We start from the raw sequence: 23,214 nt of genomic DNA on the forward strand, positions 1-23,214 counted from the left end.
CTGGGGGAACGGCCTCGGTCTCCGGGGCATCGGCAAGGCCTGTGAGCTGCAAGGCCCCTCGTGTCGCAGGGGCGGATGCGCGCCTTCATGAGGACGTCGCCATCCTGGAGTGGGGCCGCGGACATGAGTTCCGGGGCCGCGTGAGGCGCTTTCGCCGCCGTCGGCGGACCGGGCCTCGCAGTACAGGATGAGAGGCGGAGGGCCTTTTGAGTTCCGAAACCGGTCGTGAGGCCGCGGACACGGTGAAGCCGCGTGTCGTGCTCGGGGTGAGCGCGGGCATCGCGGCCTACAAGGCGTGTGAGCTGCTGCGCCTGTTCACCGAGTCAGGTCACGACGTGCGCGTCGTGCCGACCCGCGAGGCGCTGCGCTTCGTCGGTGCCCCCACCTGGGCCGCGCTCTCCGGCAACCCCGTGGCCGCCGAGGTCTGGGACGACGTCCACGAGGTCCCGCACGTGCGCATCGGGCAGGAGGCCGACCTCGTCGTCGTGGCCCCGGCCACGGCCGACCTGCTCGCCAAGGCCGCCTGCGGGCTCGCCGGCGACCTGCTCACCAACACGCTGCTCACCGCCCGCTGCCCCGTCGTGTTCGCCCCGGCGATGCACACCGAGATGTGGGAGCACCCCGCGACCCGCGCCAACGTCGCCACCCTGCGCGAGCGCGGCTCCCTGGTGATCGACCCGGCCGTGGGGCGCCTCACCGGCGCCGACACCGGCAAGGGACGCCTCCCGGACCCGCGTGAGATCTTCGAGGTCTGCCGGGCCGTGCTCGCCGGCCACCCGCTCGACCTGACCGGCCGCCACATCGTGGTCTCCGCCGGCGGCACCCGCGAGGCCCTCGACCCCGTACGCTTCCTCGGCAACCGCTCCTCGGGCCTGCAGGGCTACGCCCTGGCCCGCGCGGCCGTGGCACGCGGCGCCAAGGTCACCCTCGTCAGCGCCAACGTGGCGCTCGACGACCCGGCGGGGGCCTCGGTGGTGCGGGTGGAGTCGGCGCGCGACATGCGCGAGGCCGTGCTCGGCCTGTACGGCGTGGCCGACGCGATCGTGATGGCGGCGGCGGTGGCCGACTTCCGGCCTTCCGCGCGGAGCGACTCCAAGATTAAGAAGACCTCCGGCGAACCGGACCCCATCTTTCTCACGAAAAATCCCGACATCCTGGCCGAGTTGGGCGCCCGCCGCCGCGCCGAAGCCCACGAAGGCTTCGGCCCCGTGATCGTCGGCTTCGCCGCGGAGACCCACGACATCCTCGCCAACGGCAAGGCCAAACTTGAACGCAAGGGTTGCGACCTCCTCGTGGTCAACGAGGTCGGCGAAAACCTGGCCTTCGGCACCCCGGACAACGCCGCCGTGATCCTGTCGTCCGACGGCACCTCCACCGAAGTCCACCGCGGCCCCAAGGAGGCCCTGGCCCACGTGGTGCTCGACCTGGTGGGCGCCCGCCTGGTCTGACCGGCGCCGAGGCCGTTTGCCCGGCCTGGTGGCCGCCGATCCGGTGTGATCGGCGTGGGGGCGTGTGCCGGGCTCGGTGCCTGGCGGTTCAGGCGTAGCGGGACGTTGCCCAGGCGGGGGTGAGCCGCACGCACACCTCGTGCCGGCGGGTATCGCCGCGACGGCTCGACCACCGGTGGCGCCGGCGAGTTCGGCGGCGGTCAGGGCGGCGGGCGCAGCCGAAGTGGGTGCGCTTGACGGTGCCGCCGGTGCGGTTGGCCTCGATGATGCCGGAGGCCATGGATAAGGGGGCCTGTGCCGTACGTGGAGTTGGTGGTTTTGGGGGTTGGTGGGGGTGTATGCGTTGCGGTAGGCGCGGACACAACGGATACTCGCGTCGGGAGCGCCGTCGGCGAGGAGGGCGATCATGCCGGTGCGCAGGGCCATCAGGGAGCGGTGCCGGGCACTCATGGAGCCGGGCGAGGAGATCCGCTATGTGTTTCCCGCGACGTTGTCGGGCGCGCCGGGGCCGGCGCATTTCCTCGTGGTGGTCGGCGACCGCAGGATTCTTGTCCTGTCGACGCGATATTTCGACCGCGACTCCCCGGCGGACGTCTATCAGGCGCTGCCGCGGAAGACTCGGCTGGGACCGGTGGATTTCACGCCCACCCCGACGATTCACATCGGCGCCACGCATTTCGAGGTCAGCGAGGAGTATCTCGCGGTCGTCACCGCCGCCGACGCGGAGGTGTTCGCTCCGGACACGTTGCCCCTGGATCCGCTGCCCGACTTATGAGATGCCCGGATCCGCTCCGGCGGGCTTTGCACCTGCCCCGCTCCAGCGGAAACCGTACAAACAGTGAGGATCTTCAGGTGCGCCGAGGTCGTATGAGAGAGTTCGGATCCCGGACGGTTTACGCACGCCCTAACGGGTGGGGTTAGACTTCGCCCCGAGCGCTCTTGGCGTGCCTACGCCACCGAGCACCGATAACGTCAGCAGCCGCTGCATGAGGAGCCACTGAGTTGTCCCGTCGCCTGTTCACCTCCGAGTCGGTCACAGAGGGCCACCCGGACAAGATCGCCGACCAGATCAGTGACGCGATTCTCGACGCCATGCTTAAGGACGACCCCAAGAGCCGGGTCGCCGTCGAGACGATGATCACTACGGGCCAGGTCCATGTCGCCGGTGAGGTGACGACGGAGACCTACGTCGACCTTCCCGGTGTCATCCGCGAAAAGATTCTGGAAATCGGTTACGACGCCTCGCACAAGGGCTTCGACGGCGCCTCCTGTGGCGTTTCGGTGTCGATCGGCGCTCAGTCCCCCGACATCGCCCAGGGTGTCGACGACGCCTACGAGCACCGTGAGGGCGGCGCGGGCGACGAGCTCGACCGTCAGGGTGCCGGCGACCAGGGCCTGATGTTCGGCTTCGCCTGCCGTGAGACCCCCGAGCTCATGCCGCTGCCGATCATGCTGGCCCAGCGTCTCGCCCGCCGCCTGTCGGAGGTCCGCAAGCGCGGCGTCGTGCCTTACCTGCGGCCCGACGGCAAGACCCAGGTCACGATCGAATACGACGGCGACACGCCGGTCCGCCTCGACACGGTGGTCGTCTCGACGCAGCACGCGGCCGAGATCGACCTCAAGGAGATGCTCGCCCCCGACATCAAGGAGCACGTGGTCGACCCCGTGCTCGCCGGGATCGACATCGACATCGAGGGTTACCGCCTGCTGGTCAACCCGACCGGCCGGTTCGAGATCGGCGGCCCGATGGGCGACGCCGGCCTGACCGGGCGCAAGATCATCGCCGACACCTACGGCGGCATGGCCCGCCACGGCGGCGGTGCCTTCTCCGGCAAGGACCCCTCCAAGGTCGACCGCTCCGCCGCCTACGCCACGCGCTGGGTCGCCAAGAACGTCGTGGCCGCCGAGCTGGCCGACCGCTGCGAGGTCCAGGTGGCCTACGCGATCGGCAAGGCGCAGCCGGTGGGTCTGTTCATCGAGTGCTTCGGCACCGAGAAGCTCCCGGTCGCCAAGATCCAGGAAGCCGTTCTGCAGACCTTCGACCTGCGTCCGGCCGCCATCATCCGGGACCTCGACCTGCTTCGCCCGATCTACTCGGAGACCGCTGCCTACGGCCACTTCGGCCGTGAGGAGCCAAACTTCTCCTGGGAGCGCACGGACCGCGCCGAGGCGCTGCGCACGGCAGCCGGCCTCTAAGCAGCGGATCACTTCCATCCTGCGGAGCGACCTGAAACACGCGACCGCACCCGGCCGGGCGAGGCGAAGGCCCCACCGGCCGGGCGGCGGGACGCGTGGCGGTCCGACGGCGATCCGGTGCGCGTCACTGCCCGCTGAGCCCTTCCCGGACGCCGATCCGGCGACCCTGGAGGTCGCGACGTGGGCCTGAACCGGCGTGGCGACCTGCCCGTGGAGCTGACCCCTTTTGTGGGGAGGCGCAGCGAGGTCGCCTCAGTGCGGCGCATGCTTCAGCGTTCGCGCCTCGTGACCGTCACCGGCATACCCGGCGTCGGCAAGAGCCGGATCGCGCTGCGGGCCGCGCACAGTCTCCGCCGGGCCTTCACCGGCGGTGTGCACCTGGTCGAGCTGTCGAGCCTGACCGACCCCCGGCGGCTCGAACGCGTGGTCGCCCACGCCCTCGGCGTACCCGACCGGCCGACGCGCCCGGCGGCCGAGGTGCTCGCCGACTATCTCGCCGATCGTGAGCTGCTCTTGGTGCTCGACACCTGTGAGCACCTGATCGACGCCTGCGCGCATATGGCGCAGACGCTCCTCGCCGCCACCCCGGGCCTGCGGGTGCTCGCCACCAGCCGCCAGGTGCTGGGCGCGCCCGGCGAACACAGCCTGGTCGTGCACCCCATGGCCGTGCCTCCCGCCGACCCCACCGGGTCTGCCGACCCCAGGGCCGCTCTCGCCGAGTGCGACTCGGCGCGGCTCTTCCTCGACCGGGTCGCCGCGGTCGACCCCGGCTTCACCCTGACCGACGAGAACGCCGCAGCCGTCGCCGAACTCTGCCGCCGCCTCGACGGCATCCCCCTGGCCATCGAACTGGCCGCCGTGCGGGCCCGCGCTCTGCCCGTCAGCCGCATCCTCCAGCTCATCAGGGAACGTCCCGCGATGGGGCAGGGCACCTTCGCCACCGCCGACGCGCGCCACCAGACGATGTGGGCCGCCATCGCCTGGAGCCACGACCTCTGCACGCCCGAGGAGCGGCTGCTGTGGGCCAGGCTCTCGGTCTTCTCCGGCGGGTTCGACCTGGCCGCCGCCACCGCGGTGTGCGCCGACGCCGACCTGCCCGCATCGCGGGTCTTCCCCGCCCTGGACGGGCTGGTCGAGAAGTCGATCGTCGTCTGCACCAAACAAGACGGCCGCACCCGCTATCACGTGCTCGACAGCATCCGCGAGTACGGCAAAGCCCAGATGGACGACCCCGCCGAAGCCCAGGCGCTGGCCACCCGGCACCGGGACCACTACCTCGCCGAGGCCGAGGCCGCCTCCGCGCGATTAGGGCCCCGCGGTGACCAGGTCGCCAGATGGGCGCGCATGCGCGCCGACTGGCCCAACCTGCGCGCCGCACTCGAGTTCTGCGTGGTGCGCCCGGGGGAGGCCGCCACCGGGCTCCGGCTGGTGACGCAGCTGTGGTTCCTCTGGATCGCCTGCGGCATGCCCCGCGAGGGCCGCCACTACCTGGAGACGCTGCTCGCCCTCGGCGCCGGCCACCCGCGCGACCGCGCGCACGCGCTGCTGCGCCTGGCCTACCTCACGATCGGCCAGGGCGATTTTCCCGCGGCCAAGTCCGCTCTGGCGGAGTGCGCCCGGCTCAACGTCCCCGAAGAACGTTTCCACCTGCTCAAACTGCAAGGCACGCTCGCCTTCGGCGAGGGCGACATGGATGCGGCAGAACGCTGCCTGGCGGAGGCGGAGCGCCACCTCGACGACGCCGGCGACGTCCGCACGGTGAAACTCGCGGCCATGGTCGAGATGGGGCTGACCCGCGTGTGGGCCAGACGCATCGACGACGCGGCGGAGGTCTTGGAGCGTTGCCGCGCCGTGTCCGAGGCCGGTGGGGAAAGCTGGTCGCGGTCGTGGGCCGACATCGGGCTCACGCTCGTCTGCCAGGCGCGGGGCGACACCGCGGCCGCCGCCTTCCACGCGCGTGAGGCGCTGAAGGTGGCGCACCCGCTGCACGATGTGGTGGCCGAGGCCCTGTCCATGGAGCTGATGGCGTGGCTGGCCGCCGACGGGGTGCCGGAGCGGGCGGTGCGCCTGCTCAGCGCCGCCTACCAGCGCTGGACGTCGGTGGGGCGCTACCTGTTCGGCTCCCCGCAGCTGACCGCCGAACACCAGCGGTTCAAGGAACGCCTCGTCGGATCGTTGTCCCCCGCGGCGTACAAGGAGGGGATGACGGCGGGGCGGACCATGTCGACCGACGACATCGTGGCCTACGCCCTGGGCCCGGCCGACACACCCGCCACCGCGGTGAACCCCTCCCCGTGGGCGCCGTTGTCCCCGCGCGAACGCGAGGTCGCCGAACTGGTCGCGGACGGGCTGACCAACCGGCAGATCGCCCAGCGCCTCGTCGTGGCCAGGCGCACGGTCGACACTCATGTGGAGCACATCCTCGCCAAACTCGGCTACGCGGGCCGTGCCCAGATCGCGGCCTGGGCGGCGAACCGCCGCGCCGAGGAACACCGCACCTCCGATCCCTGAGTTCGGCCCTCAGCCGCCACCTGACGGCTCCCGGCGGTCCTGCGTGCCGGGGGGAGGCATGCGGGCAGGGGGCGGGAGTCCTCAGGGGGTGTCCATGCCGATTGGAAACGCAGCGTGATCGGAGCGAGTGATCCGTAAGGCGGCCGGCCCCCTGCAGTACGGCGCCGCCGGCGAGAAGTTCGCGGCGGGTGGTCATGAGACGTCCCGGGCGAAAGGCGTGGGATGAGGTGCTTGGGGCGGGGCATGCCGTGTGACCAGTATGGGTAGCTCATCTGGGGGACTTGGAGTCCCCGGAGGTCAGTTCGCCGCCCGGTAGCCCGTGCTAGTGTCCGCCTCTGTCGACATGGGGGAGGCGATCGATGCAGCCGCGGCGTCCGGGTTATCTTGCCTCCGATATCACACCCCTCATCGGCAGGGCGGCGGACGTCACCGAAGGGGTCCGCCTGCTCGGGGAGACGCGGTTGCTCACCGTGATGGGGCCGCCCGGGGTGGGCAAGTCGCGAGTGGGGGCCCAGATCGCCCGCCTGTCCGGCCGGCGCTTCCCCGACGGCGTGTGGCAGATCGAGTTGTCCTCGGTGCCCGCCGGCTCCTGTCCCGCGCCTCACATCGCCTCGGCGCTGGGACTCGGCGAGGGCTCTCCGGGGGCGCGCGACACCGAGGTGGGGCGGGTCGTGTCGGCTCTGCGCGGGCAGCGGGCCCTGCTGCTGCTCGACACGTGCGAACACGTCGTCGACGGCGTGGCCCTGCTGGCCGAGTCGCTGCTGCGGCGCGCTCCGCGGGTGCGGGTGCTCGCGACGTCGCGCCGCCCGCTGAACGTCCCGGGCGAGCGCCTGCTCGCCGTGCCCCCGCTCTCGCTGCCCGACCCCGAGCCGCCGATCCGGCAGGGCCGGGCCGCGCGGGCGGGAGACCCCGGGCTGAGCGGGATGTCCGCACCCGCCGTGCAGTTGTTCGCCGAGAGGGCCGCCGCGGCCGACCCCGGGTTCGCCCTGACCCCCGGCGTCCTGCCGGTCGTCACCGCGATCTGCCGCCGTCTCGACGGCGTCCCGCTGGCGATCGAGCTCGCCGCCGCCCGGTTGCGCTCGTTGTCGGTCCAGGAGCTGCTGGAATGGCTGGCAGAGCCCTTCGAGGTGCTCAGCGGCAGCCGCAGCATGTTGTCCCGCCATCGAGACATGCGGTCGGCCATCGAATGGAGCCACGCGTTGTGCGATCCCGAGCGGCGCGACCTGTGGGCGGCGCTGTCCGCGCTCGACGCGCCGTTCGACCTGGAGGCGGTGGAGAGCGTCTGGTCGCCTGTCGCCGCGGGCCCGGCAGCGGGGCCGCTGGCGGGTCTGGTGGACGAGTCCGTCGTACTGCGGGAGCCGGGGGAGAGCGGCGTGCTCTACCGCCTGCCCTACCTCCACGCGGAGTTCGCCCGGCGGGCCGGCGGCGCCCTCCCGCACATCGTGCCCTCGCCGCGGCCCGGTGCGGACGTGCGGGTCGCCGCGAGTGCTCTCACCCGCTCCGACCTGGCCGTCCCCGCCCCGGAGCCGGCCCCCGAGCCGCCTTCCGCCGACGCGGCGGCCGCCGCGCTGAGCCCCCGCGAGCTTCAAGTGGCGGTGCTCATCACGAAGGGCATGACCAACCGGGAGATCGCCGTACAGCTGGGCATCGCAAAGCGTACGGTGGACGCACACGTGCGCAACATCCTGACGAAAGGCAGCCTCGCCTCTCGCACCCAGGTGGCCTCCTGGGTAGCCGTGCAACGGCAATGCGTAGATGTATAGGCACTATTCCCGATGTGGGAGCGATGCCTTGCCCAGAACACTACAGGTGGCCAGTGGGCGGCATGGCTAGTGCCAGTCTGATCCGCAGCGCTCAGGCGCCGACCAGGGAGGGGTCCCCCCGTCGCCTGGGTTTCCGATGGAGCGCTCCATCGCCTCAGGCCCACTGGCCAAACACCCGCCCCCGGCGTGGGCGGAGCCGGCCGCCGCGTCTGGTAGGACGGAGGGCGTGACCCACACCCTCACCTCCGACGCGGGCGCCCTCTTGCCGCTCGCGGCCGTGCGCACCGCTCCCGGGGGCGGTCCTCGCACGGCGGCGCGTCCCGCGAGGAAGGCCGCCGCGTCGCTGCCGGTGGCCCGGGTGGCCGTCGACAACCCGCTGCCGCACTTGGACCGGCTGTTCGACTACCTCGTCCCTGAGGCGCTCGACGCCACCGCCGTCCCCGGCTGCCGGGTGCGGGTGAGGTTCGCCGGCAAGCTCGCCGACGGCTTCCTGATGGAACGGGTGGCCACGACCGACCACAAGGGCACACTGACCCCGCTGGACCGCGTCGTGTCACCGGAGCCCGTGGTCACCCCCGAGATCGCCGGCCTCGCCCGCGCGGTGGCCGACCACTACGCCGGCACACTGGCCGACGTGTTCCGCCTCGCCGTCCCTCCCCGTCACGCCCGCGTCGAGGGGGAGAACCGCCCCGAGCGGGCCGAGGGGGGTGCGACCGGCCCGGCGGAGGGCGGGAGCGCGCCGATCGGTTCCGGTGGAGAGAATGCGGGTTCCGGGGGGGAGGCGAGCGCGTCGTCCGAGGGATCGACCGGCCGGCCGGGAGGTGACAGTGCGCCGATCGGTTCCGGTGGAGAGGATGCGGGTTCCGGGGGGGAGGCGAGCGCGTCGGCCGAGGGGCCGGTTGGCCGGCCGGGAGGTGACAGTGCGCCGATCGGTTCCGGTGGAGAGGATGCGGGTTCCGGGGGGGAGGCGAGCGCGTCGGCCGAGGGGCCGGCCGGCCGGCCGGGAGGTGACAGTGCGCCGATCGGTTCCGGCGAAGGGGCGGAGGGCGGCGGTGCGCCTCTTGGCCCGGAGGGCGGAGGCCGGACAGACCTGACGGGGGGCGTGAGCGCGACGATGGGTCCGGGGGGCGCAGGGGACGTGAACGTGCCGGGTGGAGCTCGGAGCGGCCCTGAGGGAGGCGGCGGCGCCGCGGACGGTCCGGCGGGACAGGAAGGCCGCCCCGCCGGTGCGGGGGCGGCCTCGGCGGCGCGGGAGGCCATAGGCGGATGGGCCGACTACCCCATGGGCGGGTCGTTCCTCGCCGCGCTCGCCGAGGGGCGGGCCCCCCGTGCCGTGTGGACCGCCCTGCCGGGTGTCGGCCCCGAGGGGCCGAGGTGGCCCGCCGAGATCGCGCGGGCCGTGCAGGTGACGTTGCGCACCGGCAAGGGCGCCGTCGTCGTGCTGCCCGACGGCAAGGACGTCGCGCGGGTCGACGCGGCGCTCACCGCCCTGCTTGGGCCGGGCACCCACGTCGCGCTGACCGCCGATCTAGGCCCCGCGGAGCGTTACCGCCGGTGGCTGCGCCTGCTGCGCGGCGAGGCGGCGGCGGTGGTGGGGACCAGGGCCACCGCGTTCGCCCCCGTGCGCGACGTCGGCCTCGTCGTCGTCTGGGACGACGGTGACGACCTCCACTCCGAGCCCCACGCGCCCTACCCGCACACGCGTGAGGTGCTCGCCCTGCGCGCCCACCGCGCACGCTGCGCGCTGCTGATCGGCGGTCACAGCCGTACGGCGGAGGCCACCCAGCTCGCCGCCTCCGGCTGGGTCAGGCCGATCGCCGCCGATCGTGAGGCGGTCCGCCGGTCCGCGCCCCGGGTGCGCACCGCCGGTGAGGAGGCCGAGCTCGCCAGGGACCAGGCGGCCCGCGCAGCCCGCCTGCCCACCCTCGCCTGGCGGGCGCTCAAGGAGGGGCTGACCGGCGGGCCGGTGCTCGTGCAGGTGCCGCGGCGCGGCTACGTCCCCGCCGTCGCCTGCCAGGGGTGCCGCGAGCTCGCCCGCTGCGGGAGCTGCCACGGCCCGCTCGGACTGCGTTCCGGCCACGCCGCTCCCGCCTGCCGGTGGTGCGGGCGCATCGCGGGCGACTGGCGCTGCCCAGCCTGCGGCGCGGTGCGTGTGCGGGCCGTGGTCGTCGGGGCCAGGCGCACCGCAGAGGAGCTCGGCCGCGCCTTCCCCTCGGTGCGGGTCAAGACCTCCGGGCGTGACGGCGTGCTCGCCTCGGTGAACGCCACCCCGGCCCTGGTCGTCGCCACTCCGGGGGCCGAGCCGGTGCCCGAGGGCGGATATGCCGCCGCCGTGCTGCTCGACGGCTGGGCGCTGCTCGGCCGGGCCGACCTGCGGGCGGGCGAGGAGGCGCTGCGCCGGTGGATGAACGCCGCCGCCCTGCTGCGCCCCCGGGCCGAGCTGGTCGTGCTCGCGAATGCCGCGCTCCCCGCCGTGCAGGCGCTGCTGCGCTGGGACCCGGTGACCCACGCAGAGCGTGAGCTCGCCGACAGGGCCGAGCTCGGATTTCCGCCCGCCGTCCGCATGGCCACCTTGACCGGTTCGCCCGCCGCGGTGCGCGAGATGCTGGCCGAGACGCGCCTGCCGGGCACGGCCGAGGTGCTCGGGCCCGTCCCCGTCGAGACCGGCGGCAGGCGTCCTGCCCAGGGCGAACGCGAGATCGAGCGCGCCTTGGTGCGCGCGCCACGCGCGGGCGGAGCGGAGCTGGTGGCGGCCTTGAAAGGGGCGAGCGGAGTGCGCTCCGCCCGTAAGACTCCGGAGGTGGTCAGGATCTGCGTCGACCCGCTCGAACTGATTTAGGCTGTTTCGCCGATTCGCCGTGCTGACAGGTAGCCGTTAGTTTCTCCATGTGTCGATCGAATGGGTGAATCAAGTCGTCGACGATCTACGAGCCTGGGGCCGCTCTCGCGATCAGGGCGTGGATGTGGATGAGATCCGGCTGCTTTGCGATTACGCCAGTGACTACCTGGGTGTGAACGAACTCGGTGATTTCACCGCCGACACCTTTGACGAGCTGCTGCTGTCCATCTATCCGCGCAAGGTGATCGCCCCGCCGGAGAGCGCCGGGGAGACCGTCGCCGCCGCACGCACACTTGTCGACTTCCTGGTCGAGTCGGGCCACTCGCCCGCCGGCCTGGCCGCCGACATGCGCGCCACGCTGGACCGGATCGAGCCGGAGATGCCCATAGCGCTGGCCGACACCTCCAGGTACGGCATGGCCAAGAGCATCTTCAGCGCCATAGGGCCGGACTCGCTGGAGCGCTCCGAGTCCATCGTCATCCCCTCGGGCGAAGGCGCGCTCATCACGGAGAGCCCGTGTGAGTGCCCCGGCTGCGCGCCCCTGCCCGCCGTACGGCTCGCGCCGCCGGCCGAGCTGGCCGCAGCCGTACGCGACGTGATCCTCATGGGGGACGTGCACACCCTCGTCGCGTGGATGTGCGACACCGGCCGCACTCCCACCGTCAAGGGGAGGCTGCGGGTCAAGGACGCCGCCCGCGCCCCGGTGCCGGCCTCCGCGATGCTGTGGGACCTGGCCCGCGCCACCGGCAGGGCCGGGGAGGCGGGTGCGCCCCTCGCCGAGCGCACGGACGACGAGGTGCTGGAGTTGTGGGCCGCGAGCGTCGCGTTCCTGGCCAAGGGTGAGGCCGCCGTCACCGGCGACGCGGTGCTCGACCGCGAGATCTACGACCTGCTCCAGCTGCTCTACCGGCTTCAGGTGGCCGTGCCGCCGCAGATGGTGGTCGAATACCTGGAGGAGATCGGGGAGGATCCCGGGCAGGTCGACCTCGCACGCGGCCTGGAGCGCCTGGTCTACTGCGGGCTCGTCACCCGCGAGGGCGACACGGTCGGGCTCACGCCCCACGCGCTGTGGGGGCTGCGGCGGCTCTACACCGCCATGGGCATGGACGCCCCCGAGGCCGAAGACCTCGCCGAGGCCGACGCCGTCGGGCTCATCGAGGGGTTGCTGACCGGGGTGCCCACCGAGCTCGCCGAACGCGACATCGAGGCGTGGCTGGTGCGGCGGTCCGCCGAGGCCGCCGCCGCCGAACTCCTCGACGCCGCCACCGGGGCGCCCGCCGTCGCCAGAGGCATCGCGATGACCATCGTCGACCGCCTCCCCGGCGAGGCCGAGCCCTCCGTGCGCGCCGCCCTCACCGAGCCGGAGCTGCGGCCCCACGCCATCCACTGGTTGTCGGCCCGCGGTCTGCCCGCGCCGTCGCTCACCCAGGACGAGCTGCTCTGGATGAGCGTGGACATGCTCGCCCTGGCGATGCCGGCGGCGGACGAGGACCTCGAGGTGTTCGCGGAGAACATGTCCGCCGCCGGGCCGCCGGCCCACCTGATCGAGGAGATGTGGCGGGTCGACCACCCCGACGTGGTCGCCGTCCTCGAACTGCTCGGCCGCTCCCTCACGGACGCCGACGTGGCCAAGGCGGCCCGTAAGGCGGCCTTCAAGGCCCGGTCACGAGCCATCGGCTGAGGTCCTCCCTCCGGGGGTGCGGGCGGCTGAGCCGTGCATGGGCCCTCGGCCGGCGTCTTCCCGGGTGCTTGGGTGAGGATCGCGGTGGTCTGCCCCTTCCCGGACGGCCGGACGCTGAGGTCTTCGCGGGCGTGTTCCGGGGGGGCTGGAGGCCGGGCCGTCCGCCCGGGATCGGTGCTTCCGGGTGGCGGTGGCTCTGCCGTACGAGACTGGGCGGCTATGCGTCCGCTTCCTGCAGGCCGTTCGCGGGGCGGGTGTGGGATTTGTCGCCCTGGGTGGGTCTTGGCGTGGTCGGTTGCTTGCCTGAGGGCGGCTTCGGCGGTGCCTTCACGCCCGGCTATTCGGTGATCTAGTACGGCTTGCGCCTCCGCCGATGGCGTGGGCGTGAGCCGTACTCGACGGCGTTGCTGGGTTTGGGCTGGTTGGTCGCACGCCTGGGGTGGTGAGGTTGTCAAAGCACGGTCGTGGGCTCTCGGTTGAGGTACTTTTCTGGGGCCGGTGTGCGTTAAGTTTCGTGGGTGACAAAGAGCGGCAACGTGTTCGACCTCGGTGATCTCCGCAAGCTGATCGACGAGCTGGGAGAGGCGGGACCGCAGGCCCGCGGGTCCCTGCTTGAGGGCAGCGCCGGCACCGGCGACGCCCCCGCTGCCGGCGGCCACGCCTGCGACTGCCCCGACTGCGGCAGCGACATGCTCAGCTTCCCCCCGGTCGAGCTGGCGGGCGACGCCGAGCTGGCCGGCGCCGTTCTCTCCGTGCCCCTGGTGGCCGACGCGCTGCGCCTCGCCGCCTGGACCGGCACGCGGCCGGTCGCCCCCGGCGGCCTGCTGCTCGACGGCGACGCGCAGGCCGCGCTCCGCGAGCTCGGCCTGGCCGGGCCCGCGCGGCTCCACCTGCTGTGGGTGGTCGCGGTCAACACCGGCCTGCTCGGCATCACCGGCACCGGAGCGGGCCCCGGCACGCTCACCGGGTTGTCCGGCCTGACCGGCACCGCGCTGCTCGAGTTCTGGGACGGCGTGGTCATGGACGTCCTCGACCGGGCCGACGAGGGGCAGGAGGGCGGGCTCACGGGTTCGGTCGTCATGGACGATCATCTCGCCGAGGTTCTCGCGACGATCTACTCGGTGGCCGACGGCCTCGCCCCCGCCACCCTCGCCAAAGGCGTGCTCCAGTCACACGAGGTCGCCTGCGAGGCCGGGCCGGCCGAGATGCGGCACCTGGCCGCTGTGCTCCCCGACGAGCTCGCCGGGGCCCTCGACCTCCTCACCTACTGCGGGCTCGTCGAGGCCGCGCCGCACGGCAGGGTCCGGCTGACGCCCCTCGGCGTCTGGGCCGTGCGCCAGGACCTCCTGCGCGAGGGCCACGACGCCCCCACCACCGACGAGGTGGACGTCTTCGCCGACCTCGGGGCGTCCGAGCTGGTCGAGGCCGCCACCTCGGGGGCCGCCGCGCCGAGCGCCGTGGCCGTCTGGCTGGAGCGCCGTTCGCCCGACGCCGCCGCCCGCGAGCTCATCGCGGTGGCCGTGGCCGGCCCCGCCGGCGCCCGCGGCACCGTCGCGGGCATCCTTGAGGAGCTCGGCCCGGAGGCCGAGACGGCGGTGCGCGAGGCGCTCGACGAGCCCATGATGTGGCGTTACGCGGCGTCCTGGCTGCACATCCGCGACCTGCCCGCGCCCTGCCTCTCGGGTGAGGACAACATCTGGATCACCGTCGACACCCTCGCCGCCCTGACCTGCCTCCCGCAGTCGATCGGCACGATCGCCGAGCTCGGCGCACTTGAGCCGGGGGACGACCTGGTGCGGGTGGTCGAGGAGATGGCCGCGGTCGAGCACCCCGACACCCTCTCGGTCCTGGAGATGCTCGGCACCCACCACCCTGAGCCCGCCGTCGCCAAGGCGGCCCGCAAGGCGGCCATGAAGGCGCGCTCCTCTCAGCCGTAAGGTTGGCCTGCACCCCGCGTGGTCACCGGGCCTTCGGAGGTCATCGCGGGTGGCCGTACCTCCCGTCTTGCGGGCTCCCGGGGGATCGGGAAGGTGCGAGTGCTGGGTCGGCCGGTTTGTGGCGGAGGTCACGGTGGGGGCCGTACCTCACGTTTTGTGGGCCTCGGTTGCTGTCGTGGCGGGCCGGGGCCGCCGGCGGTCGTAGACTTTCGACATACGCTTCGCCCGGCTTCCGCCTCGCCGCGGTGGTGATCGCCTAGCCTGGTCGGATCACCTCGCGCCTCGGGAGTGCGGGGTTCACATCCATGGGAAGGGCTCTGCGGGAAGTTGAGACTGGTTTTCGCCGGCACTCCGGACACGGCCCTCCCCTCGCTGCGGGCGTTGCTCGACTCGTCGCGGCACGAGGTCGTGGCGGTCGTCACCAGACCTGACGCCGGGTCCGGCCGCGGACGCAAGGTTCATCCGAGCCCCGTCGCCGAGCTCGCCGACGAGCACGGCATCGAGGTGCTCAAGCCCGCCAAGGCCGGTGACCCCGAGTTCCTCGCCCGCCTCACCGAGCTCGCGCCCGACGCGTGCCCCGTCGTGGCCTACGGCGCGCTGCTGCCCCAGTCCGCCCTCGACATCCCCCCGCACGGGTGGGTCAACCTGCACTTCTCGCTGCTGCCGGCCTGGCGCGGCGCAGCCCCCGTGCAGCACGCCGTGCTTCACGGAGACGAGATCACCGGGGCCGCGACGTTCCGCATCGTGAAGGAGCTCGACGCAGGGCCGGTCTTCGGGGTCGTCACCGAGGTCATCGGCGCCCACGACACGAGTGGTGACGTGCTCGGCCGCCTCGCGATCTCCGGCGCCGAGCTGCTCGCGCTCACGCTGGACGGGATCGAGGACGGCACCGTTTCCGCCAGACCTCAGCCCGCAGACGGCGTCAGCCTGGCCCCCAAGATCAACTCCGAGGACGCCAAGGTCGACTGGTCCGCGCCCGCTGCGCGCGTCGACCGGCTTGTCCGCGCCTGCACGCCCGCCCCCGGCGCCTGGACGGAGTTCCGCGGCAGCCGGCTCAAGCTCGGCCCCGTGTGCACCGAGCCGGGCGACCCGCTGGCCCCCGGGCAGGTGCGGGTGGACAAGCATTCGGTGCTGGTGGGCACCGCCACCGACCCGGTGCGGCTCGGCGACGTGCAGCCCCAGGGCAAACGTCTCATGACCGCCGTCGAATGGGCGCGCGGCACACGACCCACCGATGAGGATCGACTGAACGGTGCATGAGCGCCGATCGGTTGACGGGGCTCGATGCCACGAGACTCGCCGCAGGTGGCTACCGTTGATCGAGCGGGCGATGTCGAATCGGCCGGTGCGAGACTGCGAGAGAACACTGGTGGGTGCCGCGAGTTCGGCGGCCGAGGCCGGGGCAGGTGGCCGCCGTCGATCGTGGCGCCCCGCACGGAGCGACCGATGAGGACTGGTTGAGCGGCAGATGAGAAACGACCGGAGGCACCCCCGAGGCGGGCGGCCCCAACGCGGCGGCGGACAGGACAGGCCCCGCCGGGACGAGGCGCGCAACGCCGCCTACGACCTGATGCGGGCCGTGGACGAGCGCGACGCCTACGCCAACCTGCTCATGCCCCGCATGCTGCGGGACCGGGGCATCGCCGGGCGCGACGCCGCACTCGCCACCGAGCTGGCTTACGGCACCCTGCGCGGCCTCGGCACATACGACGAGATCATCGCGGTGTGCAGCGACCGCGAGCCCTACGACATAGACCCGCCGGTGCTCGACGCGATCCGCCTCGGAGCGCACCAGCTCCTCCGCACCCGCGTCCCGGCCCACGCGGCCGTCAGCGCCACGGTCGATCTTGTACGGCTGCGCGTGGGCGTCGGCCCCTCCCGCTTCGCCAACGCCATCCTGCGCAAGATCGCCGGGCGTGAGCTGGCCGACTGGCTCCCCATCGTGGCCCCCGACCCGGCCGCCGACCTCGTCGGCCACCTCGCGGTCTCCTACAGCCACCCCCGCTGGATCGTCGCGGCCTTCCTCGACGCCCTCGGCGGCGACGCCGACCAGGCCGCCGCCCTGCTCGCGGCCGACAACGAGCGGCCCAAGGTGACCCTCGTGGCCCGCCCCGGCCGGGCCGGCGTGGACGAGCTTCTCGCCGCCGGCGCGACCCCCGCACGCTACTCGCCGCACGCCGTGCACCTGACAGAGGGCGACCCCGGGGGCATCCCCGCGGTCGCCGAGACCCGGGCCGCGGTCCAGGACGAGGCCAGCCAGCTCGTCGCCGTCGCCCTCACCCGCGTTCCCGTCGAGGGCGGCGACACCCGCTGGCTCGACCTGTGCGCCGGGCCGGGCGGGAAGGCCGGCCTGCTCGACGCGATAGCCGCACACGGCGTGGAGGGCGGCCACCCCGGCGGCGCCCACCTGCTCGCCGCCGACGCGCAATATCACCGGGCGCGGCTTGTGCGGCAGACGACCCGCGAGGCCGCCGTCGTCAACCTCGACGGCACCGTGCCCGCGTGGCGGCCCGCGGCGTTCGACCGCGCCATGGTCGACGCCCCATGCACTGGTCTTGGCGCCCTGCGCCGCCGCCCCGAGGCCCGCTGGCGGCGCGACCCGCGCAGCATCCCCGAACTCACGAAGCTCCAGCGCGAACTCCTCGCCTCCGCCGTCGAGGCCGTGCGGCCGGGCGGGGTCGTGGCTTATGTCACCTGCTCCCCGCACCTGGAGGAGACCCGGGAGGTCGTGGAGGGTCAGAGCGGGGTGGAGGTGCTCGACGCGCGAGAGTTCCTGCCCGAGGTCGGCGACCTGGGCGACGGGCCCTACGTGCAGTTCTGGCCGCACCTGCACGGCACGGACGCGATGTTCCTGGCTTTGCTCCGCCGTCTTTAGGCGGGCGGGACGCTTTGCCGGCGCCGGGGGTGCACGCTTAGGCGTCGGGGCCTCCCGGCCACCTGCCGTTCGATGGAATGCTCTCATGCCGCATGCCGCATGCCGCATGCCGCATGCCCCGGCCACGGCGACGCCGTGCGGGAGGCCGGCCATGTCCTGCGGGTAGTGGGACCCCCTCTCGGTCGGCCGGTGGTCACAGCCGGTCCGCAAGCCGCCCGCAGGAGTCGCGCGCCCGGGGCGCAGCCTGGCCGCGGTGGGTGGCTTGGGGCGTACTGAGGCTGGCATGCCCGGTCCCTTGCAGGCCAGGTTTTGGCCAGGGTGTCTTCGGGCGTCGCGCGCCCGGGGCGCGAGCTGGCTACGGTGGGAGGTCACTGGGCGGCCCGGAGTAGCCGCGATCGATCGGGGGATCAGAGGAGACCGTGGATTTCCTGGACAACCTGCGGCATGCGGAGCTGGCGCCCATCCTGTGGGTTCAGGGGTTACCCGGGTGGCTTGAGACGCCGCTCAAGGTCGTGTCGGTGTTCGGCACGAATGGATTTGTGATCGTCGTTCTGTCGGTCGTCTACTGGTGCGTCAATCCCCGTTTCGGGCTGCGGCTGGGGCTTGTGGTGCTGCTGTCGGCCGGGCTCAACTCGATCGCCAAGCTGCTGCTGCAGGCACCCCGGCCCTACTGGATCGACAGCAGGGTGCAGGCGTTCGCCAGGGAGCCCACGTTCGGCATTCCCTCCGGTCACGCTCAGGCGGCGACGGTCTTCAGCGGCATTCTGGCGTCGGCGTCGCGTAAGCCCTATGCCATAGGGGCGGCTGTGGCGTTCGTCGCGCTGATGGGGTTCTCGCGGGTCTATCTGGGAGTGCACTTCCTGTCGGATGTGGCGGCGGGCATCCTGATCGGGTTGCTCTTCCTCGCCGCGGTCCTCCGCTGGGAGAAGCCGGTGCTGGCCTGGTGGCGGGCGCGGGCGATCGGTGCGCAGATCGGGTTGTCGGTCGCCGTCTCCCTCGGTGTGGTCGTGGCCGCGCTGCTGGCGTCGTTGCCGGGGGCCGGGTGGACACTGCCTGAGGCGTGGCGCTTCGCGGGGCTGGTGGCGCCGTGGGAGGAGAGCCGGCTGGCCGCGATCTCCGGAGGGTTGCTCGGTGCGATCGCGGGCGGGTCGGTGTTGTCGCACAAGGGCGGCTTCTCGGCGGCCGGTTCCGTCAAGCAGCGGGCGCTGCGATGGCTGATCGGTGTCGCGGGCGCGGCGCTGATCTGGGCCGTGCTCCGGCTTGTGACACCGCAGGGGCCGCTTTTGCTGACGGAGGCGGTGGCCTACCTCAACTACGCCGCGCTCGCGCTGTGGGCCGTGCTGGGAGCGCCGCTCGTCTTCGTCGCGGTGGGGCTGGCTGAGCGCGCACGTCCGGTGGCCCCCTAGACTCGGCCATCATGGCCGTACAGATCTCACCTAGCATCCTGTCCGCCGACTTCGCTCGCCTGGCCGAGGAGGTCGCGGCGGTCGGCAATGCCGACTGGCTGCACGTCGACGTCATGGACAACCACTTCGTGCCCAACCTGACCTTGGGTCTGCCGGTGGTTGAGTCCCTGCTCAAGGCGACAGACACCCCGATCGACTGCCATCTCATGATTGAAGACCCCGACCGCTGGGCTCCTGCTTATGCGGAGGCGGGGGCGGGCAGCGTCACCATTCACGCTGAGGCGGTCAAAGCCCCCGTGCGCACTCTGCGGCAGATTCGCTCGGCGGGTGCTCGGTCCGGTTTCGCGCTCAACCCGGCCACGCCGGTCGAGCCATACGAAGACCTGCTAGGCGAGATCGACATGCTCCTGCTGATGACGGTCGAGCCCGGGTTCGGCGGGCAGCCGTTCCTCGACGTCGTTCTGCCCAAGGTGCGCCGGGCCCGGTCCCTGATCGCCGCCCACGGCGGCCAGGTGTGGCTCCAGGTGGACGGTGGCGTGTCGGCCTCCACGATCGAGCGCTGCGCCGAGGCCGGCGCCGACGTGTTCGTCGCGGGCAACGCCGTCTACGGCGCCGACGACCCGGCCCGCGCCGTCGACCACCTCCGCGCCCTCGCCGAGAAGGCCTCCCCGCTCATCGCCTGACGGCCCCACCCGACCGCCCGCGCTCCATCGGCGCGGGCATCACGGCCTGCTTATGCGGTCTGCTTGTACGGCGCGGGCCTGGGTAAGGGCGTGGTCAAGGAGGCTTTGCCGTACCTTCCGTCTGCGTGGGGCAGGGGAGCGAGGGGTTCTCAAGCGCTTGCTTGAGGGGGGTGGTCGCGCTCTTTTTATCCGGCATGGCAGACTGATGGCAGAGCAGCGTGCTCCGGGGTCGGTGAAATTCCGAACCGGCGGTGAAAGTCCGCGACCCGGCCGAAGCCATCGGCCGGTTGACCCGGTGGGATTCCGGGACCGACGGTTAAAGTCCGGATGGGAGGCAGCGCGCGAGTGAGGGTGGCTCTGAGGCCGCCCTCGCCACGGGTGTCGTTTATGCACCCCTCATCCCCGGGGCCGCCTCGTGCGCAGATCCCCTGAGGTGAGGAGCCCCACACGTGTTCACCGGAATAGTCGAGGAGCTGGGCGAGGTCGTCGCCCTCGAACACCTGCGGGACTCCGCCCGCCTGTCGATCCGCGGCGAGCTTGTCACGTCGGACGCCGCGCACGGCGAGTCGATCGCGGTCAACGGTGTCTGTCTCACGGTTGTCGGCAATCAGGACAGTGTGTTCTCCGTTGACGTCATGAAGGAGAGCCTCGACCGCAGTTCCCTCGGCGCGCTCAAGGTCGGCTCGCGGGTCAATCTGGAACGTGCCGTGCGCGCCGACCAGCGTCTTGGCGGCCACATCGTGCAGGGCCACGTGGACGGCACGGGGGTGCTGCTCACGCGTGAAGCCAGTGAGCATTGGGTTGAGATGAGGATCTCCCTGCCTACTGAGCTTGACCGCTATGTCGTGGAGAAGGGCTCCATCACGGTCGACGGCGTGAGCCTCACCGTCACCACCCTCGAAAACGGGAACTTCGGCGTCAGCCTCATCCCCACCACCCTGAACCTCACCACCCTTGGCTTCAAGCAGCCGGGCGACCCCGTCAACCTCGAAGTCGACGTGATCGCGAAATATGTCGAAAAGCTCGTCGGCGCTCACCGGCTAGGGGCGTGATCGCGATGGCCGAGGGCAGAGAGATCAGGCTGGACCCCGTCGAGCGCGCCATCGCCGACATCCGCGAGGGCAAGGCCGTCGTGGTCGTCGACGACGAGAACCGTGAGAACGAAGGCGACATCATCTTCGCCGCCACCAAGGCGACACCTCAGCTGCTCGCCTTCACGATCCGGCACACCAGCGGCGTGATCTGCGTGTCCATGCACGGCGCCCAGCTCGACCGGCTCGGCCTGCCCCTCATGGTCCGCGATAACCGCGAGCGCATGCGCACCGCCTACACCATCAGCGTCGACGCCGCCGAGGGCGTCAGCAGCGGCATCTCCGCCGCCGATCGCGCCCGCACCATCCGCCTGCTGGGCGACTCCGCGACCGAGCCCGCCGAGCTGGTACGGCCGGGCCATGTCTTCCCGCTCCGCTACCGCGAGGGCGGCGTGCTGGTCCGCGCCGGTCACACCGAGGCCGCCGCCGATCTGGCCGCGCTCGCCGGGCTGCCCCCGTCGGGGGCCCTCGCCGAGGTCGTCAACGACGACGGCACGATGAAGCGCCTTCCCGAGCTTCGCGAGTTCTGCGACGAGCACGATCTGGCCTTGGTGTCCATCGAGCAGCTCATCGACTATCGCCGCCGCACCGAGCGGATGGTCGAACGCATCGCCGTGACCAGGATCCCGAATCGCTATGGCATGTGGCAGGCCTACGGATATTTCAGCGCGATCGACGGCGGCGAACACATCGCCCTCGTCTACGGTGATCTCGGGGATGGAGAGAACATCCTCGTTCGTGCTCACTCAGAATGCCTCACCGGCGATGTCCTCGGCTCTCTCCGTTGTGACTGCGGCGTGCAGCTCGACACCGCGATGGCGTCGATCGCCGCCGAGGGGCGAGGGGTTATCGTTTATCTGCGAGGTCATGAGGGCCGCGGCATCGGTCTGCTCGCCAAACTCAAGGCATATGGGCTGCAGGATGCCGGCCACGACACGGTCGACGCCAACCTCGAGCTGGGGTTGCCCGTCGACTCTCGCGAGTTCGGCAACGCCGGCCAAATGCTCGCCGACCTCGGCGTGAGGTCCGTCCGGCTGTTGACGAACAACCCCGCGAAATTGCGCGGAATGGATGGCTACGGCATCAAGGTCTTGGGCCGCGAACCCATGCCTGTCGCAGCCAACCCCCATAACGAACGTTATTTGGCGGCCAAGCGGGACCGCCTAGGGCACCAGATCGCCGAACTCAGCACACTCGGCACAGAGGAGGAACTGTGAACCGGACCGGCGTTACCTGGACGAGGAACCGGGCTTCGAGGGCAAACCGTCCCGGTGTTACCTGGACAAGGGAATCGGCCGGGACCGCCACCGGAGGCTACCTATGACCGGGCCTGGCGTCACATGGACGAAGCGAAGTGATCCGCCCGCTTCGAAAGCCGGGGTCCACGGCTGCCCGCCACGCCTTCACGGCATTACACGGACAAGGCAGCCCGCCGGTCCTGCCTCGGCGGACCGCTTCAGGCCGCGGCGGCGACCGGTGACCCGGCTCGCCGGCCGGGGAGTCACCTGGACAAGATCACCCATCGTGCCCGACTGCGGGAGAGCATCATGAGCGGCGTCGGACGCCCCATCCCCGAGACCGTCGAAGCGGGCGGCCTCACCGTCGGCATCGTCGCCGCCCGCTGGCACGGCGCGATCACCGACCAGCTCGTGGCGCGAGCCGTGCAGGCCGCCGAGGACAGCGGGGCCACCTGCGACGTCGTCCGCGTCGCGGGCACGCTGGAGATCCCCGTCGTCGCCCAGGCTCTGGCCCGCCGTCGCGACGCGGTCGTCGCTCTGGGGGCCGTCATCCGGGGCGACACAGCGCACTTCGACTATGTCTGCGACTCCGTCACCGCCGGGCTCACCCGCATCGCGCTGGACGAGGAGACCCCCGTCGGCAACGGCGTCCTGACGTGCGACACCCTCGACCAGGCCCTCGAACGCTCCGGCCTGCCCGGCAGCAAGGAGGACAAGGGTTACGAGGCCACCGTGGCCGCTCTGGAGACGGCCCTCGCCCTGCGTGACCTCAGGGCGTGACGCCCGCGCGTTGAGCACCGGCCCGGCACCTGACCCTGCCGAGCCGGTGCCAGGGCACAGGGGCACGAGGCAGGTCCCATGCATATGGTCAGGGCGGAGCGGACGCCGGGTCCGCACAACGTGATCCGTGCGGGATGGGCGATCGACCTGGTACGGAGGTCCACCGCAGGCGTGTGCCGATCGTCGTGGTCATCGGCGAGGTGAAGATCTGGGGCGACGGTCCCGTGCGATAGGTTGCCAGTCGTTCCGACCGTCCCTTACCCGAACCCCAGCGAGCCTCTAATGCCTGAGACCGTGCCTCCGCCGCCCCTTCCCGTCGTCTGGCGGCCCAAGAAGGGCAGACTCGTGGCCTACGGTTTCGCGGTCGTCATGGTCGTGGGCGCGATCGTCCTCGGCGTCGCCCTGCCCCCGCCCTGGGGGGTGTCCGACCGGATCCTCATCGTCATGTTCGGGGGCATGGTCGCCTACATCCTCCACCTGCTCGGCCGCTGCCGGGTCGAGGCCACTGAGCAGGGCATCAAGCTGGTCAACCCTCTCAAGATCCACCGTTATGAGTGGCCGGAGGTTCTCGACGTCACCCTCATCCCGGGTGAGCCCTGGGCGAAGATCGACTTCGCCGACGGCGCCACGATCGGGGCCATGGGGATCCAGGGCTCCGAACACGGCCTAGCCGAGCGCCAGGTGGCCGAGCTGGAGGCCCTCATCCGTGTCAAGGGCGAGGCCCCCGACCGCTGAGGCAGGCGTCCCGGCCCCGCTTGACCAGGCT

Annotated in this window: 16 protein-coding genes and 1 riboswitch; all 16 genes read left to right on the forward strand. The window is 72.0% G+C overall.

Annotated elements, in window-relative coordinates:
• Positions 1-206 precede the first annotated feature (206 nt).
• The 16 genes from coaBC to Ssi02_RS02540 all read left to right on the forward strand — a co-directional run bounded on the left by coaBC (position 207) and on the right by Ssi02_RS02540 (position 23,183).
• Positions 207-1,448 (forward strand): bifunctional phosphopantothenoylcysteine decarboxylase/phosphopantothenate--cysteine ligase CoaBC, encoded by a 1,242-nt coding sequence (coaBC, locus tag Ssi02_RS02465; RefSeq protein ID WP_239128543.1) that lies wholly within the window; start codon positions 207-209, stop codon positions 1,446-1,448.
• A 406-nt stretch (positions 1,449-1,854) separates the two neighbouring features.
• Positions 1,855-2,223 carry a hypothetical protein gene (locus tag Ssi02_RS02470; RefSeq protein WP_204020597.1) on the forward strand — a complete coding sequence of 123 codons (369 nt, stop codon included), beginning with the start codon at positions 1,855-1,857 and terminating at the stop codon, positions 2,221-2,223.
• A gap of 227 nt (positions 2,224-2,450) precedes the next feature.
• Positions 2,451-3,644 (forward strand): methionine adenosyltransferase, encoded by a 1,194-nt coding sequence (gene metK / locus Ssi02_RS02475; protein ID WP_204020601.1) that lies wholly within the window; start codon positions 2,451-2,453, stop codon positions 3,642-3,644.
• Between the two features lie 180 nt (positions 3,645-3,824).
• Positions 3,825-6,155 (forward strand): ATP-binding protein, encoded by a 2,331-nt coding sequence (locus Ssi02_RS02480; RefSeq protein ID WP_204020603.1) that lies wholly within the window; start codon positions 3,825-3,827, stop codon positions 6,153-6,155.
• A gap of 359 nt (positions 6,156-6,514) precedes the next feature.
• Positions 6,515-7,918: a LuxR C-terminal-related transcriptional regulator gene (locus tag Ssi02_RS02485; protein WP_204020606.1), complete on the forward strand. Its 1,404-nt coding sequence runs from the start codon at positions 6,515-6,517 to the stop codon at positions 7,916-7,918.
• Positions 7,919-8,144: 226 nt separating this feature from the next.
• The gene (locus Ssi02_RS02490; RefSeq protein WP_445009401.1) at positions 8,145-10,757 is read left to right on the forward strand and encodes a primosomal protein N' family DNA-binding protein; all 2,613 of its coding nucleotides are present in this window, start codon (positions 8,145-8,147) and stop codon (positions 10,755-10,757) included.
• Between the two features lie 64 nt (positions 10,758-10,821).
• Complete coding sequence (locus tag Ssi02_RS02495) at positions 10,822-12,438, forward strand: BTB/POZ domain-containing protein (protein WP_204020612.1); 1,617 nt, start codon at positions 10,822-10,824, stop codon at positions 12,436-12,438.
• A gap of 536 nt (positions 12,439-12,974) precedes the next feature.
• Positions 12,975-14,375 carry a hypothetical protein gene (locus Ssi02_RS02500; RefSeq protein ID WP_239128544.1) on the forward strand — a complete coding sequence of 467 codons (1,401 nt, stop codon included), beginning with the start codon at positions 12,975-12,977 and terminating at the stop codon, positions 14,373-14,375.
• Between the two features lie 327 nt (positions 14,376-14,702).
• Positions 14,703-15,635: a methionyl-tRNA formyltransferase gene (fmt, locus tag Ssi02_RS02505; protein WP_204020617.1), complete on the forward strand. Its 933-nt coding sequence runs from the start codon at positions 14,703-14,705 to the stop codon at positions 15,633-15,635.
• A gap of 208 nt (positions 15,636-15,843) precedes the next feature.
• Positions 15,844-17,250: an RsmB/NOP family class I SAM-dependent RNA methyltransferase gene (locus Ssi02_RS02510; protein ID WP_204020619.1), complete on the forward strand. Its 1,407-nt coding sequence runs from the start codon at positions 15,844-15,846 to the stop codon at positions 17,248-17,250.
• Between the two features lie 419 nt (positions 17,251-17,669).
• The gene (locus Ssi02_RS02515) at positions 17,670-18,656 is read left to right on the forward strand and encodes a phosphatase PAP2 family protein (RefSeq protein WP_204020621.1); all 987 of its coding nucleotides are present in this window, start codon (positions 17,670-17,672) and stop codon (positions 18,654-18,656) included.
• Positions 18,657-18,667: 11 nt separating this feature from the next.
• A complete protein-coding gene (gene rpe, locus Ssi02_RS02520; RefSeq protein WP_204020623.1) occupies positions 18,668-19,339 on the forward strand; it encodes a ribulose-phosphate 3-epimerase in 672 nt (223 codons plus the stop codon).
• A 214-nt stretch (positions 19,340-19,553) separates the two neighbouring features.
• Positions 19,554-19,684: riboswitch (FMN riboswitch) on the forward strand.
• Between the two features lie 104 nt (positions 19,685-19,788).
• Complete coding sequence (locus tag Ssi02_RS02525; protein ID WP_204020625.1) at positions 19,789-20,391, forward strand: riboflavin synthase; 603 nt, start codon at positions 19,789-19,791, stop codon at positions 20,389-20,391.
• 5 nt (positions 20,392-20,396) lie between these two features.
• Entirely contained in the window at positions 20,397-21,647 is a 1,251-nt protein-coding gene (locus Ssi02_RS02530; RefSeq protein ID WP_204020627.1) for a bifunctional 3,4-dihydroxy-2-butanone-4-phosphate synthase/GTP cyclohydrolase II, read from the forward strand.
• A gap of 330 nt (positions 21,648-21,977) precedes the next feature.
• Complete coding sequence (ribH, locus tag Ssi02_RS02535; RefSeq protein WP_204020629.1) at positions 21,978-22,448, forward strand: 6,7-dimethyl-8-ribityllumazine synthase; 471 nt, start codon at positions 21,978-21,980, stop codon at positions 22,446-22,448.
• Positions 22,449-22,730: 282 nt separating this feature from the next.
• Positions 22,731-23,183 (forward strand): PH domain-containing protein, encoded by a 453-nt coding sequence (locus Ssi02_RS02540; protein ID WP_204020631.1) that lies wholly within the window; start codon positions 22,731-22,733, stop codon positions 23,181-23,183.
• The last annotated feature ends 31 nt before the right edge of the window (positions 23,184-23,214 follow it).

This window comes from Sinosporangium siamense (genome assembly GCF_016863435.1).
Lineage (GTDB): Bacteria > Actinomycetota > Actinomycetes > Streptosporangiales > Streptosporangiaceae > Sinosporangium > Sinosporangium siamense.

Coding starts and splice junctions, on each gene's coding strand:
- Ssi02_RS02470 (WP_204020597.1), top strand. CDS start 1,855: ATGCCGGTGCGCAGGGCCATCAGGGAGCGGTGCCGGGCACTCATGGAG.
- Ssi02_RS02485 (WP_204020606.1), top strand. CDS start 6,515: ATGCAGCCGCGGCGTCCGGGTTATCTTGCCTCCGATATCACACCCCTC.
- Ssi02_RS02510 (WP_204020619.1), top strand. CDS start 15,844: ATGAGAAACGACCGGAGGCACCCCCGAGGCGGGCGGCCCCAACGCGGC.
- rpe (WP_204020623.1), top strand. CDS start 18,668: ATGGCCGTACAGATCTCACCTAGCATCCTGTCCGCCGACTTCGCTCGC.
- Ssi02_RS02530 (WP_204020627.1), top strand. CDS start 20,397: ATGGCCGAGGGCAGAGAGATCAGGCTGGACCCCGTCGAGCGCGCCATC.
- ribH (WP_204020629.1), top strand. CDS start 21,978: ATGAGCGGCGTCGGACGCCCCATCCCCGAGACCGTCGAAGCGGGCGGC.
- Ssi02_RS02540 (WP_204020631.1), top strand. CDS start 22,731: ATGCCTGAGACCGTGCCTCCGCCGCCCCTTCCCGTCGTCTGGCGGCCC.